Origin of the sequence: Gemmata obscuriglobus (assembly GCF_008065095.1) — a bacterium.
GTDB lineage: Bacteria > Planctomycetota > Planctomycetia > Gemmatales > Gemmataceae > Gemmata > Gemmata obscuriglobus.
Genome location: NZ_CP042911.1, coordinates 1,748,879 through 1,762,669 on the forward strand (window position 1 = coordinate 1,748,879; position 13,791 = coordinate 1,762,669).

Genomic DNA, 13,791 nt, shown 5'->3' on the forward strand with positions numbered 1-13,791 from the left:
GGGACTCGCTTCACCTGGTCGGCGCGGGCACCAGGCGTGCCCCGTCTTCATCGGCATCGGTGTTGTAGCTGTCAGAGTATTTATAACTGGTGTATTTGTACTCGTAGCCATAGCCGTAGCCGTACCCGTACCCGCGGCCTTCGTCGCCCGACGCGTTCACCACCACGCCGATGGTGTGGGCGCCGACGCCGGCCAGCACCTCTCGGGCACGCTCCGCCGCGGGGCGAGCCGTTTTCGTCATTCGGAACACAACAAGCACCCCGTCCGCTTGCGGGGCCACGATCGCGGGGTCCGCGACGGCCATCAGCGGCGGGCTGTCGACGATGACGAACTCGTACCGTTCCCGCAGTTCGGCGAGGACGCGCTGGAACTGCGGGCTCCCGAGCAACTCGGCCGGGTTCGCGGGCCGCGGGCCGCACGGGAGCAGGTCGAGGCCCGGCGCGCCGCTGGCGACGATCCCGTCGGCGAGCGGCCGGACCCCGGCGATCACTTCGGCCAGCCCGGTTCCGGTCGCGTCCGCGCCGGCGAACAGCTTGTGAACGCGCGGCTTGCGCAGGTCGCAATCGACGAGGATCGTCCGCTTCCCCGACTGCGCGACCGAGAGCGCGAGGTTGGCCGCGAGCGTGGACTTCCCGTCGCCGGGGGTCGGGCTGGTCACCTGGATTACCTGGTGCCCGCGCCCCTGCGTGCTGAAGTAGAGTTGCGTGCGCAGCCCCCGGTACGCTTCGGCTTCCGACGATTTGGGGCGCAGCGCCGCGACCAGCAGCGGGTCGTAGGTGGCGGGTTCGAGGCTGAGCGCCGGCACGGTGCGGATCCGCGGAATGTGACCGACCACGGCCAGCCCGAGGCGGCGACGGATTTCGGCGGGGGAGCGGAAGCTCTTGTCCCGCGTCTCGGCCAGGACCATGAGCCCGCAGCCGAGAAGCGCCCCGATGCCCAACCCCAGCAGCAGCGAGCGGAGCAGCACCGGGGCGACCTTGTGCCCGCTCCCCGGGCGGGTGATCTGCTCGGCCGAGTACCCGCCGGCCCCGAGGGTCGCCTGCCGCGCGAGCCGCTCGGCCTCCAGCCGCATGATTTCCGCGTCCGCGTGCTGCGACTGAACGGCCATGGCCTCGGCCAGGTCCAGCAGCCCGCCGGCGCGCTTCATGGTCTCCTCGTCCTTGGACAGTTGCGCCTCGAGCTGAACCAGCTGGCGCCCCGCCGTCCGGCGCTTTTGCTCGACCCAGAGGATGTGCGCGCCGAGTTCGTCGAGCACCGGGCCGCCGGCCGCGGGCGGGCGCGCGAGCTCCTCTTTGAGCACCGCGATCCGCGCGTCGACCGCGAGCACGCGGGGGTGGTCCTTGCCCAGCCCGGTCGCCTGGGTCAACTCCCGCCGCTCGAACTCCAGCGCCCGCAGCGCGGCGGTGCCGGTCAGCTCGCCGCCGTTGGCCGCGTTCGGTACGACGGGCGCGCGGTACTGGGCCGTGAGCTGAACGAACGCGAGCTGCCGGTCCTCGGGCGCGGGGCCGGTGCGGCTGACGAGTTCGACCTGCGCGTCCAGGTTGCTGATATCGGTCCGGAGCGCGCGCGCCTGATCCCGGAGCGCGCTCACGCGGGTGCGGACGCTCGACACGTCCTCGGTCGTGATGCCGCGGAGCTCGGTGAGGTGCGTGATGCGGTGCTCGCCCGCCGCCTTACGCTGCCCTTTGACCGCTTCGAGGAGCCGGTCGAGGGTCGCGATGCGGTCCTGGGACGCCTTCTCGTAAATGGAATACAGTTCGGCCTGGTACGCCGCGATCACGGCCTCCAGGAGCCGCTTGCACAGCTCCGGGTCCGGTTCGCGGAGCGTGAGGTTCAGGACGCCGCTGCCGATCGTGGGGCCAGCCGAGTCCTTGTCCCGCACGACGGTCAGCCCGGTGCCGATCATGTCGGCGACCGCCCGGTCGTCGGCCGGTAGCCCGGCGCCGCCCGCCGCCCGCGCTTTCGCCGCCGCCGCGAGCCGGATCTTCTCCGACTTGATGAGCGTCACCTGGGTGGCGACGTGGTCCTCGACGATGCGCCCGTCGCCCTCCTTGGTCACCTCGACGCCCTTCTTCACGACCAGCACCTGTGCGGTCGATTGGTACTGCGGCGCCGAAGTCGAGTAGATCAGGGCGCCGAGCACCCCGCCGATGATCAGCCCGACGGCCAGGAACTGCCACCGGCGCATGACGAGATGCAGCGGGTTCAGACCGGACGCGGGCTCGTCGTCGTCGGGCGGGGCGGCGGTATTCTTGTCGGTATCGGCCACGGCAGCGGGCTCCAAGAGTGGCAGGGCGGCCCCAGGGCGCGAGCGCCCGGGGGGCGCGGACAACATGGAGGCGGGCGTGCGAACCTGGTAAGAGCGCGGCTCCGCGCGCCTTACGCGATCGAAACAGCTTTTTCGAGTAGCCGTTCCTCGACCGTCGCTTCCATCCGGGCACCGAGGAAGGACACTTCGATGAGGACCCGGCGGGTGCCCGGCTTTAGCCGGAGGATCGTGCCGAGCGAGCCGGCGAGCGGCCCCCCGACGATTCGGACCGTGTCGCCGATCACCCCGTACACGCGCTCCTGAAGGAGCTGCCGGTTCGCGAGCAGATCCGCGACTGAGCGCAGCTCGTCCTTCAGTTGATCGGGGTCCGGGGCGCGTAGCAGCTGCGCGATCAACTTGCGACACGACGGGGGCACGCGCGTGCTGTCCCGGTACTCCCGCTCGCCGCAGAAGACGTAGCCCGGGAACACCGGCAGTTGCGCCGTCTGCGTCTTGCTTTTGGTCCGGCTGACCCGCGTCAAGAGCGGAAGGAACACGGGCACCCCGGCGGCGGCCAACTGCTCGGTCACCGCCTTTTCCCAGCGGGCCGCGGTCCGCAGAGCGGCCCAGCGGCCCACTTCGTCGATGATCGTTGACTCGTCCATGAAGCTCCTCGGTCGCGCAACACCGTAGACCGCGGAAACGGACCCGCTGCCGAATTATCGAACACGCCGCCCGATTTTGGCACCGGCACCGGGGGGAGAGTTTCTGGTCCGGGCCCTGTTCCGTGAACGCCTCCGGACCGCACCGAACTTTTGAGGAGCGAGCGGAGACGGGATCTTGATCGCGGGGCGCATTTTTCGGACGGGAGTGACACCCCGCCGAACCTGATTGCACGGTGGCCAAAAAATCGGCGTACGGAGTTGCTTCGATACTCGATAACACATTACGTTTCCCAACGATCCGACTCGCTCGACGCGAGCGGGCCGTGCCCCTCTGCCACTCAGGGGGGACGCGGCCCGAGTTCCCCCCTGGCAGCCGCTCGACCGCGAGGTCGACCCGCTGTAAGGCTCGCGCAGCGTTCCCCATTTGTCACAACCGGTGGCCCGCTGAATCGCGTCCACGCGCCCGAACCGGGTGCGTTCCCCGCCGTCCAGCAACGTTCGCGAGGGGGGCCGCGTGCCCCCGCGCTGCGTGCGCATTCGGAGGGTTCGCCTTGACCACTTACTCCCTTGGCTCCGTTTGGTGGGTGCCGCTCGCGGCGGGCACCGGCGCCGGGCTGGTGCTGACCCGGCTGGCCCGGAACATGGCCGATCGCAACGGGCTGGTCGACGCCCCGGACGGCCGCCGCAAGGTGCAGCCGCGGCCGGTTCCCGTGATCGGCGGCGTCGCCGTTCTCCTGGCGGCGGTGCTCGCGCTCGCGGTGACGCTGCTCGTGTCTCACTCGTTCGCCGCGGCCGTGCGGGACGACTTGCGCTGGGCCGCCGCGCTGCTGGCGGCGGTGGTCGCCATCACCGCCGTCGGGTTCGTCGACGACCGGCACAACCTCCGGGCGCGCCACAAGCTGGCCGGGCAGGTCGTCGCGACGCTGGTGCTCGTCGCCGGCGGCGGCTACCTGATCGAGCGCGTGGCCCTGTTCGGGTGGGTGGTCGAGTTCGGGCCGCTCGCCGGACCGGTCACGGTGTTCTGGCTGCTGGCCTGCGTCAACGCGCTGAACCTCATCGACGGGATGGACGGGCTGCTGGGAACGGTTGCGGTGACCGGGCTGGGAACGCTCGCGGTCATCGCGCTCATGGTGGGGCAGGTGTTCGCGGCGACCGTCGCGCTGGCCCTGTGCGGCGCGGTCGCCGGGTTCCTCTGGTTCAACCTCCCGCCCGCGACCGTGTACATGGGCGACGCGGGCAGCATGCTCGTCGGGCTGGTCATCGGGGCGCTGGCGATCCCGTCGTCGCTCAAGGGGCCGGCGACCGTCTCGCTCATTTGCCCGGTCGCGATTCTGATCCTGCCGGTCCTGGACACCACCGCGGCCGTGATCCGGCGCAAGCTGACCGGGCGCGGGCTGGCGACCGCCGACCGGGGGCACCTGCACCACGTCCTGCTGCGCCACGGGCTCACCGTGCGGCGCGTGCTGGGGCTGGTCGCCGTGCTGGGGCTGATCGCGTCCGTCGGCGCGCTCGCGAGCACCGCGCTCAAGAACGACCTGTACGCGCTCGTGGCCGCCGCGGGCGTCGCCGTCACCCTCCTCGCGACCCGCCTCTTCGGGTACGCGGAGTTCCACCTGATCCGCAAGCGGGTCAGCTTGGCGCTCTGGAGCGCCCTCGGTTGGGACGCGGCCCCCGCCGGGACCGGGTTGGCGGTTCGCATCCAAGGCACGATCGACTGGGATTCCGTTTGGGCCGTGTTGGCGGAAGCGGCCGGGAGCGCGGACCTCCAGTCGCTCTCGCTCGACGTCAACGCGCCCGAGCTGCACGAGAACTATCACGCACGGTGGGAACGCGCCACGTGCGCCACGCCCGACACGCACTGGTGGCGGGTCGAGAGCCCGCTGTTCGCGCACGGCCACCTCATCGGCCGGGTCGCGGCGACCGGTGGGCGTGACAGCAGCCCGATCGAACGCATCTTCCAGACGCTCGCCCGGATCGTCGAAGCGACGGAGCGCCGCGCGACCGAGTTGACCGAACCGGCGCCGGCGCACGGTGCCGTGGCCTTGGGCGCCCGCTGAGCCAAGCCGCGCGAGGAGATGGACCGTGTCCCGTACCGTGATCCAAGCCGGTCGCACCGAACGTCAGTACTGGCGCGACCTGTGGCGCTTCCGCGAGCTCCTGTTCCTCCTCGCATGGCGCGACGTGTCGGTCCGGTACAAGCAAACCGTGATCGGGATCGCGTGGGCCGTGATCCGCCCGCTCGCGACGACGGCCGTCATGGTGGTCGTGTTCGGCACCGTCGCGAAGCTCCCCTCCGGCGGGGCGCCGTACCCGCTGCTCGTCCTGTCGGGGATGCTGGGCTGGCAGCTCTTCGCCAGCGGCTTCTCCGCTGCGAGCGAGAGCCTGGTCGGCAACGGGAACCTGATCTCGAAGGTCTACTTCCCGCGGCTCATCATCCCGTTGAGCGCGGTCGCGGTGAGCCTCATCGACTTCCTGGTTACGCTGCCGGTCCTGTTGGGGCTGGTGGCCTGGTACGGGGCCGACATCACCTGGCGGCTGGCGCTGCTGCCGCTGTTCGTCGCGCTCGCGCTGCTCGCGGCCGTCGCGGTCGGGGTCTGGCTGGCGGCGCTGAACGTCAAGTTCCGCGACGTGCGGTTCGTCATCCCGTTCGTGCTCCAGTTCGGGGTGTACATCTCGCCGGTGGGGTTCGGCCTCGGGGCGGTGCCCGAGCAGTACCGGTGGCTCTTCATCCTGAACCCGGCGGTCGGGCTGATCGAGGGGTTCCGCTGGGCGCTCTTGGGGCAGGCGTGCGAGTCGACCCCGTACGCGGTCGCCGTGACCGTCGCCGCGACGGGCGCGACGCTGGTGGCCGGCGTGCGGTACTTCCGTCGCACCGAAAAGACTTTTGCGGACCGAATTTGAGGGCAACTGTGGGCGAACCCGAAACGGCGATCCGCGTCGAGGGTCTGGGCAAGCGGTACACGCTCGGGCGCGCCGCGGGGTCGGGACCATCGACGCTCCGGGACGCGCTCGCCGCCGGCGCGCGGGGGGGCCTCCAGCGGTTGCGCGGTCGCCGGCCCGCGGACGCGCTGCCGGACGAGTTCTGGGCACTCAAGGACATCTCGTTTGACGTGGAGCGCGGCGACGTGGTCGGGATCATCGGCCGTAACGGGGCCGGCAAAAGCACGCTGCTGAAGCTCCTCTCGCGGATCACGGAGCCGACGGCTGGCCAGATCGAGATCGAGGGCCGGGTGGCCAGCCTGCTGGAAGTGGGCACCGGGTTCCACCCGGAACTGACCGGGCGCGAGAACGTGTACCTGAACGGCTGCATTCTGGGGATGTCGCGCGCGGAGGTGCGGGCGAAGTTCGATCAGATCGTGGAGTTCGCCGAGGTCGAGAAGTTCCTCGACACCCCGGTGAAGCGGTACTCGTCGGGCATGTACATGCGGCTGGCGTTCGCGGTCGCCGCGCACCTCGAGTCCGAGGTGCTCGTCGTGGACGAGGTGCTCGCGGTCGGCGACACCGCGTTCCAACAGAAGTGTCTAGGGAAAATGGGCCAGATCGCGCGGGGCGGGCGGACGGTGCTGTTCGTGAGTCACAACCTGTCCGTTGTGAACCAGCTCTGCACGCGCGGGCTGTACTTGCGCGGCGGCGAACTCGTCGCGCACGGGCCCGTCGCGGACGTCATCGGCCGGTACCTCGGCGGCGCGGACCAGGGGGCGTACGCCGGCACCGCCCGCCCGGACCGGCCGACCGTGACCTCGGTCCGGATCGATACGGCCGAACTCGCCCGCGGGCACCTGAGCGTGGCGGTCGGCTTCGAGTCGCCGGTCGCGTTCGACCCGCTCGTCGGGGTGGTGGTCTCAACGGACCTCGGCACCCCGCTGTTCGGCACCAACCGCGACCTGCACCCGGCGAACCCGCACGGCCGCTCAAGGGCCGGTCGGTCGGTGGTCACGTTCCCGGACGTCCCGTTGCAGTCGGGGACCTACGGCATCTCTGTCTGGCTCGGGGACGGAACCGGGGCGGTTCACGAGCACCTGCCGGACGTGGTGCGGTTCGATTTCGTGTCGAGCGAGGCGCTCTCGAGCCGGTACTCGACGCGGGTGATCGGCCCGTTGCGGGTCTCGGCGCGCTGGTCGGTCGCACTCGACGCACACGGCGCGCACGGCCCAGGTCCCGGCGGTGCTCTCGAGCGAGGCGTGACGTGTTCCGGGTGACGTGGTCGCGGGCGGTCCAGGCCGCGCGCCGCGCGCGGTTCGCCTGGGCGGGCGCCGAGTTCGGCGCGGGCTGCGACCTCGCTCGCGGGGTGGTGCTCGCGCCAGGAGTTCGGAACGGCCGGCGGGGGCGCGTGACCCTTGGTTCCAACGTGAGCCTCGGGCGCGGGGCGGTTCTGCGGGCGTGGGGCGGCTCGGTGGCGGTCGGGGCGAACGTGTTCGTCGGCGAGTACACGGTCGTCTACGGGCACGGCGGCGTGTCGATCGGCGACGACACGCTGATCGCGCCGCACTGCCGCATCCTCTCCTCGAACCACACGATCCCGCCGCGCGGCGAGCGCATCCGCCACCACCCCGATGTGTTGCTGCCCACCGCCATCGGCCGCGACGTTTGGCTCGGCGCCGGGGTCACGGTTCTGGGCGGCGTGACCATCGGCGACGGCTGCGTTGTGGCCGCCGGGGCGGTGGTCGCACGCGACCTCCCCGCGTACGCGGTGGCGGCGGGCGTCCCGGCCAAAACGTTTCGGTTCCGCGAATGACCCCCACCGTATCGGTTCTGATCCCGACCCACAACCCGGACGCGGGCCGACTGGCCCGCACGCTGGCCGGGCTTCGCGCGCAAACGCTCCCTTTGGAGCGGTGGGAACTGATCCTGGTCGATAACGGGTCGACCGCGCCCGTCGCTCCCGCGCTGAGCTGGCACCCGTCCGCGAAAGTGCTTCGCGAACCTCGGCTGGGGCTGACGTTCGCCCGGCGGGCGGGAGCGGCGGCGGCCGGGGGGGCGTTTCTGGTGTTCGTGGATGACGACAACGTGCTCGCCCCGAACTACCTCGCGCAGGTCGCGGACGCCTTCGCCCGCCGCCCGCGGCTCGGGGCCCTCGGCGGCCGGTCGGTGCCGGAATGGGCGGTCGAACCGGCCCCGTGGGTTCGCGAGTTCGCGGGCGCGCTGGCCGTGCGCGACCTCGGCGACGCGGAGCGGATCGCGGACCCGGGCGCCGAGACCGGCTACCCGGCGTGCGCCCCCATCGGCGCGGGGATGGCGCTCCGGACCGAAGCCTGGGCGGATTACGCCCGGGCGGGCGCTTCAGACCGCGGCGCGATCACGGACCGGAGCGGCACCTCGCTGGCCAGCGGCGGCGACTGCGACATCGTGCTGCACGTGTTCCGGGCCGGGTGGCAGGTCGGCTACTCGCCGGAGCTGTGCCTCACGCACCTGATGCCGGCGGCGCGGTTGACCCGCGAGTACCTCGCGCGGTTGAACCACGGCATCGCGAAGTCGTGGGTCCAGGTGCTGGACCGCCACGGGCTCCGCCCCTGGCCGCGGGTCGCGCGCTGGACCGTACCGCTGCGCAAGTGGCGCGCGTACCTCCGCTACCGGAGCTGGACCGGACCCGCCGCGTACGTCCGCTGGAGGGGCGCGTGCGGTCAGTTTGAAGGCCGCGCACTCCTAGGAGCGCCATGAGCCAGTTGCGTCAACTCGCCAAGCGGCTGCGGATCGGGAAACTGACCTATCGGCTGGTCCACGCCCCGCGCACGTTCCTCAAGAAGTGCGTGCGGGAAGGGCCGCTGAACCTGTGGCTCGCGCGGCGCGGCCAGACGGCAATGGAGCGCGCCGCCCTTCGGCTGCCCCCCGCGCCGGAACCGCTCGGTGCGGACGTTCCGTGCGTGTACTTCCTGACCGGCGCCAAGTTCTGGTACCAGACCGCCTTCTGCGGGCACTCGCTGCGGGTCCGCGCCGGGGCGCCGGTGCGGATCGTCGTCATCGATGACGGCACGCTCCGAGCCGAACACGCCGCGGCGCTCACCCGCGTGCTACCGGGGCTCGAAGTGCGCTCCGCGGACGCGGTCGTTCGCCGGCTGGACGAGCACCTCCCGGCGTCGAAATACCCGACCCTTCGCCAGAGGCGGCTCGTGTACCCGCACCTGCGGAAGTTGACCGACGTCCACGCGGGCGGCACCGGGTGGAAACTGGTGCTCGACTCCGACATGCTCTTCTTCCGCCGCCCGGACGTGCTGCTCCGGTGGCTCGCCGCTCCGGACCGCCCGTGCCACATGCGGGACGTGGAAAGCGCCTACGGGTACTCGCCCGCGCTGATGGCCGAGCTCGCCGGCGCACCGGTCCCGGACCGCGTGAACGTCGGGGTGTGCGGCCTGCGCAGCGACGGCATCGACTGGGACCGTTTGGAGCACTGGTGCCGCGCGCTCGCGGAGCGCGAGGGCGACCACTACCTCCAAGAGCAGGCCCTCACCGCGATGCTCGTCGCGGGCACGCGGTGCGTCGAGGCGCCGGCCGCGGAGTACGTCGTGCGGCCGGCGCGCCCCGAAACGGAGCGCCCCACGGCCGCCCTTCACCATTACGTCGCCGAGTCCAAGGCGTGGTACTTCCGCTTCGGGTGGCGGCACGCCCGCACGAACCGAGGTGAGGTATGACGGACCCCAACCGCGTCGTCCAGGGGCTCTGGATCGGCCCGTCACTCAGTGCGATGGAGCAGCTCAGCATCCGCTCCTTTCTGGCCCACGGGCACGACTACCACTTGTACGTGTATTCGGTGCCGACGGGCGTGCCGAAAGGGACCGTTCTCAAAGACGCAAACGAGATCATCGACCGCTCCCGGATCTGGTTTTACAAGCACGACGGCTTCGCGAGCGGGAGCGTCTCCGGGTTCTCGGAGCTGTTCCGCTACGCGCTCCTCCACCAGCGCGGGGGCTGGTGGGTCGACAGCGATGTCGTTTGCTTGAAGGCCTTCGATCACCCCGGGGCGATCGTCATCGCGACGAGCAACGAGGCCGAACACGGCGTGCTGCCGTGCACGTTCGTTTTGAAATTTCCCGCCGGCGGCCCCTACACGAAGTACCTCCTGAAGGCGGCCGACCGCCCCGACCCCGAGCGGATCGGGTACCTTTCGATCGGTCCGTTCCTGGTCCAAAAAATGGTCACGGAACTCGGGCTCCAGGAGCACCTCGCCGCACCGGAGATGTTCGCCCCCATCGGCTGGCGTGGCCTGTCGCGAATCGTCCGGCAGCCCGGCGGCCCGACGCTGAAGTCGGTCTACCGTTACTTCTACTGGCGCTCGCGCTGGCTCCTGCACCCCCGAACGCACCCGGGGGCGGTTCGCCGCTCGAGTTACGCCCTCCATCTGTGGAACGAATTCTGGCGCGAGGGCGGGCTCGACAAGAATAAAGAGTACGCCCGCGGGTGCCTGTTCGAGCGCCTCAAGCGCCGGTACTTGGGGGCGGAGGCGTCATGACCGTTCCACTCGTTTCGTTTCTCACCCCGGCGTACAACGCGGCGGCGTACCTCCCCGACACGGTGCGATCGGTGCTCGCGCAGACGCACCCGCGGGTCGAAGTGATCGTCGTCAACGACGGCTCGCGCGACGACACGCTCGCCGTCGCCCGGTCGTTCACCGACCCGCGCGTGAAGGTGATCGATCAGGAGAACCGCGGCCAGAGCGCGGCGGAGAACCGGGCGTTCCGGGAGGCGCAAGGCGAGTACGTCGTCCACCTCGACGCCGACGACCTGATCTCGCCGAACAAGGTCGAGGTGCAGGTGCGGCGGCTCGCCGGGGCGGAGCCGGGCTGCGTGTCGTTCCACCCGTGGGGCCGGTTCGTCGACCACCCGCGCAACACCCGGGCCGTCCCGCAGCCGTTTTGGCGCGACATCGCCCCGGTCGATCTGCTGACCGAAATGTGGGAGCGGCACAGCATGGTGCAGGGCGGGTGCTACCTGCTCCCGCGAGCGCTCGTCGAACAAGCCGGGCCTTGGGACGAGTCGCTCTCCCTCATCAACGACTTCGATTTCTTCCCGCGGGTCCTGGCCCGCGCCCGCGCGGTGCTGTTTTGCCCGGACGCGTTCCTCCACTACCGCTCGGGGCTGGCGGGCGCGCTGAGTGCCACGAAATCCGATCGGGCGTGGGACTCGGCCTTCCGCGCCACCCTCGCGGGCACGGGAACGCTGCTCGCCACCGGGGACACGGCGCGAAGCCGGAAGGCGTGTTCGCGTGTGTGGGAGGAGTTCATTTTCGCCTGCTACCCCGCCGTGCCGGAGCTGCGGCGGCGTGCCCGCGAGCAGGTGCGGGCGCTGGGCGGCCCGCACTTCTCCCCTCTGATGGGGCCCAAGATGCGTGCGCTCGCGCGGCTCGTCGGCTGGAAGCTGGCGAAGCGGATCGAGAGGTTGGCCCGTCGTCTGACACGCGCCAAGAAAGCGTGACAAGAGCAGGCGAGCACCCGTTCACACACTCGAAACGGTCCGGCGGCGCCGGAAGCGAAACCGGGCGGCGCCTCTCAGGGGAGCACATGTGGACATCAGCGTCGTGATCCCGGCGTTCAACCGCGTCGATCTCTTACGGGCGAGCGTCGGAAGCGTCCTCGTGGCGGCCGGACGGGCCGCGCCGCTGCGGGTCGAATGCGTTGTCGTGGACGACGGCTCGGATTCGCCGCTCGAGCCTCGTCTGGACGACCTCCGGGCGCGGTTCGCCCCGGCGCACTGCCTCCGCGTGATCCGGCAGGCGAACGCCGGGTCGTCGGCCGCCCGGATGACCGGCCTTCACAGCGCGAACGGCGAGTTCGTTCAGTTCCTCGATTCCGACGACCTCCTGCACCCCGATAAACTAGCGGCCCACGTGCGGGCGATGCGCGAGACCGGCGCCGAGCTGTCGTACTGCGACCAGGCCACCACGCGACCGTACGATCCCCTCAACGACGCGCACGAGCCGCCCCGGTTGTCTCAAAAAGTGCTCCCCACGGTTGGGACCGCGGCCGAGCTGTTTATCGGCGTTCAGACCGTCCCGCACACCCCGGTCTTCCGTCGCGCCGCGCTCCTAGCCGCATTGGCAAATCCGTTGGTGCCCCCGAGTCGGGTGTTCGAACCCGCCGGGGACACGTGGCTGTTCTTCAACTGCGCGACGCAGCCGTGGCGCGTGTGCAAGGTGAACGGCCCGTTCGCCGTTACCGTGTGTCACGACGACGAGCACCTGTCGATGAAGTGGGAGAAGCTCGGCATCCCGGCGCTCGCCGTGACGCTCGTGTTCGCGCTCCGGTGCCCCCAAACGCCGGCAACGCGGGCGGCGCGCGCGTTGCTCGGCGCGGCCGCGTTCCAGAGCTACCGCCGGCTCCCGCGGCGGTTCCACGCGGAGTACGAACGGCTCACGCTCGCCGTTTACCAGACCAGCCCCACCGACGCGCCCCGCGCGCACCTCGGGGGCCGGCGGTTCGCGCGGCTCGCGTCCGTGCTCGGCCCCGCGCGGGCGGCGCGCGTCCTCCGCCGGTTCCAGTGCAGACCGTACAGCCGTTGCCGGACCATCGACCGCGAGGAGCTCGACGACGTGTTCGGCCGGGCGCTCCGCCACGTTATAGCGGTCAGCGGGCGCGAGCCGTTCGAGGCGCGGTTCGGCCGCAGCCCGGTCCAACTGGCTCCCGCGCTCGTCGGGGGCGCCTGAACGTGGCCCGCCCGCGAATCTGTCTGATCGGCCCCGGGGCGCCGTCCTCGAACCCGCGGCTCGTCAAAGAAGCGGACGCCCTCGCGGGGGCCGGGTACCCGGTTCGCGTCGTGTGCGGGACCGGGCACTCGCTCGGCACCGATCTCGATGACGAGCTGTTCCGGGCGCGCGGGTGGCAGGTGGTCCAGGTGCCGTTGGGGGCCAAGTGGCAACGGGCGGCCCGCGTCTTGCGACAGCGGGCGGCGGCGGCTCTCGTTCGGCTCGGAATGTGTCACACGCGGTCCGTGACCGCGTGGGCCGAATCGGAACTCGTCGTGCGGCTGGCACGCGCCGCCGCGGCCGAACCGGCCGACCTCTACATCGGGCACTATCTACCCGGACTGTGCGCGGCCTTCCGGGCGGCCCGTCGGCACGGCACGAAGTTCGGGTTCGACGCCGAAGACAGTCACGTTGACGAACTCCCCGACTCAACGGAACACCGGAACAGGCGCACCGCCCGCGAGTCGCTCGAACGCGGGTTGCTCGCCCGGTGCTCGCACCTCACGGCTTCGAGCCCGCTGGTCGCGGGCGCCTACGAGCGCCGCTACGGCCGGTGCCCGGCGACCGTCTTGAACGTGTTTCCGCGGTCCGAAGCGCCCCGCGAGCCGGTTCCCACCGCGTACTTGAAGGGCGAGGGCCGACCGACGCTCTACTGGTTCAGCCAGACGGTCGGGCCGGGGCGCGGGCTGGAAGCGGTCGTCGCCGCGATGGGTTTAATGGTCACGCCGGTCGTGCTGCACCTGCGCGGCGTTCCCGCCGCCGGGTACCGCGAACGACTGGACGCGCACGCGGCCGCGCACGGGGTCCGCGGGCGGATCGTGTGGCACCCGGCGGCCGCGCCGGGCGAGATGGTCCGGCTCGCCGGTGCGTTCGACCTGGGCTTCGGGACGGAAACCGGCTTCACTCCGAACAACTCGATCGCGCTGTCGAACAAGATCTTCACCTACCTCCTCGCGGGCGTCCCGGTTGTCCTGAGCCGAACGCCGGCCCAGGTGCGGCTCGCGGGCGAACTGGGGGACGCCGGCGCGCTGGTCGACCTCGGCAGCCCGGGAGAATTTGCCCGCACGCTCGACGCCCTCGTGCTCGACCGCGACGGGCTCGCCCGGCGCCGGGCAGCGGCGTGGCGCCTCGGTCGCGACCGCTACAACTGGGACATCGAGCAGAAGGCGTTCCTCGCTTCTGTCGGAACCGCTCTGCACGGTTAG

The 13,791-nt window shown here is 71.0% G+C and carries 12 protein-coding genes; 10 read left to right on the forward strand and 2 right to left on the reverse strand.

Going from position 1 to position 13,791, the window contains the following annotated elements; translation table 11 throughout:
- Positions 1-10: 10 nt before the first annotated feature.
- Together GobsT_RS07290 and nusG are read right to left on the reverse strand one after the other, a co-directional pair.
- Complete coding sequence (locus GobsT_RS07290) at positions 11-2,269, reverse strand: polysaccharide biosynthesis tyrosine autokinase (protein WP_010034499.1); 2,259 nt, start codon at positions 2,267-2,269, stop codon at positions 11-13.
- 110 nt (positions 2,270-2,379) lie between these two features.
- Entirely contained in the window at positions 2,380-2,913 is a 534-nt protein-coding gene (gene nusG / locus GobsT_RS07295; RefSeq protein WP_010034497.1) for a transcription termination/antitermination protein NusG, read from the reverse strand.
- A gap of 551 nt (positions 2,914-3,464) precedes the next feature.
- On the opposite strand from nusG, the gene GobsT_RS07300 reads away from it, so the two are divergent.
- The 10 genes from GobsT_RS07300 (at position 3,465) to GobsT_RS07345 (ending at position 13,791) form a co-directional block, all read left to right on the forward strand.
- Positions 3,465-4,970 carry an MraY family glycosyltransferase gene (locus tag GobsT_RS07300; protein ID WP_010034495.1) on the forward strand — a complete coding sequence of 502 codons (1,506 nt, stop codon included), beginning with the start codon at positions 3,465-3,467 and terminating at the stop codon, positions 4,968-4,970.
- A 25-nt stretch (positions 4,971-4,995) separates the two neighbouring features.
- The gene (locus GobsT_RS07305) at positions 4,996-5,814 is read left to right on the forward strand and encodes an ABC transporter permease (RefSeq protein WP_010034493.1); all 819 of its coding nucleotides are present in this window, start codon (positions 4,996-4,998) and stop codon (positions 5,812-5,814) included.
- Positions 5,815-5,822: 8 nt separating this feature from the next.
- Complete coding sequence (locus GobsT_RS07310) at positions 5,823-7,112, forward strand: ABC transporter ATP-binding protein (RefSeq protein ID WP_010034492.1); 1,290 nt, start codon at positions 5,823-5,825, stop codon at positions 7,110-7,112.
- Entirely contained in the window at positions 7,100-7,648 is a 549-nt protein-coding gene (locus tag GobsT_RS07315) for an acyltransferase (protein WP_010034491.1), read from the forward strand. The genes GobsT_RS07310 and GobsT_RS07315 overlap by 13 nt, the downstream gene beginning before the upstream one ends.
- Positions 7,645-8,571, forward strand: coding sequence for a glycosyltransferase (locus GobsT_RS07320; protein WP_010034488.1), 927 nt, complete (start codon positions 7,645-7,647; stop codon positions 8,569-8,571). Before GobsT_RS07315 ends, GobsT_RS07320 begins: the two co-directional genes overlap by 4 nt.
- A complete protein-coding gene (locus tag GobsT_RS07325; protein ID WP_010034482.1) occupies positions 8,568-9,539 on the forward strand; it encodes a hypothetical protein in 972 nt (323 codons plus the stop codon). Before GobsT_RS07320 ends, GobsT_RS07325 begins: the two co-directional genes overlap by 4 nt.
- Positions 9,536-10,357: a glycosyltransferase gene (locus tag GobsT_RS07330; RefSeq protein WP_010034478.1), complete on the forward strand. Its 822-nt coding sequence runs from the start codon at positions 9,536-9,538 to the stop codon at positions 10,355-10,357. Before GobsT_RS07325 ends, GobsT_RS07330 begins: the two co-directional genes overlap by 4 nt.
- Positions 10,354-11,319 (forward strand): glycosyltransferase family 2 protein, encoded by a 966-nt coding sequence (locus GobsT_RS07335; RefSeq protein WP_010034477.1) that lies wholly within the window; start codon positions 10,354-10,356, stop codon positions 11,317-11,319. Before GobsT_RS07330 ends, GobsT_RS07335 begins: the two co-directional genes overlap by 4 nt.
- A gap of 88 nt (positions 11,320-11,407) precedes the next feature.
- The gene (locus tag GobsT_RS07340; RefSeq protein WP_010034476.1) at positions 11,408-12,547 is read left to right on the forward strand and encodes a glycosyltransferase family 2 protein; all 1,140 of its coding nucleotides are present in this window, start codon (positions 11,408-11,410) and stop codon (positions 12,545-12,547) included.
- A 2-nt stretch (positions 12,548-12,549) separates the two neighbouring features.
- Positions 12,550-13,791 carry a glycosyltransferase gene (locus GobsT_RS07345; RefSeq protein ID WP_010034473.1) on the forward strand — a complete coding sequence of 414 codons (1,242 nt, stop codon included), beginning with the start codon at positions 12,550-12,552 and terminating at the stop codon, positions 13,789-13,791.

What these genes read in the sequence shown, in the direction of transcription:
- GobsT_RS07325 (WP_010034482.1), top strand. Translation starts at nt 8,568, where the DNA reads ATGAGCCAGTTGCGTCAACTCGCCAAGCGGCTGCGGATCGGGAAACTG.
- nusG (WP_010034497.1), bottom strand. Translation starts at nt 2,913, where the DNA reads ATGGACGAGTCAACGATCATCGACGAAGTGGGCCGCTGGGCCGCTCTG.
- GobsT_RS07335 (WP_010034477.1), top strand. Translation starts at nt 10,354, where the DNA reads ATGACCGTTCCACTCGTTTCGTTTCTCACCCCGGCGTACAACGCGGCG.
- GobsT_RS07320 (WP_010034488.1), top strand. Translation starts at nt 7,645, where the DNA reads ATGACCCCCACCGTATCGGTTCTGATCCCGACCCACAACCCGGACGCG.
- GobsT_RS07330 (WP_010034478.1), top strand. Translation starts at nt 9,536, where the DNA reads ATGACGGACCCCAACCGCGTCGTCCAGGGGCTCTGGATCGGCCCGTCA.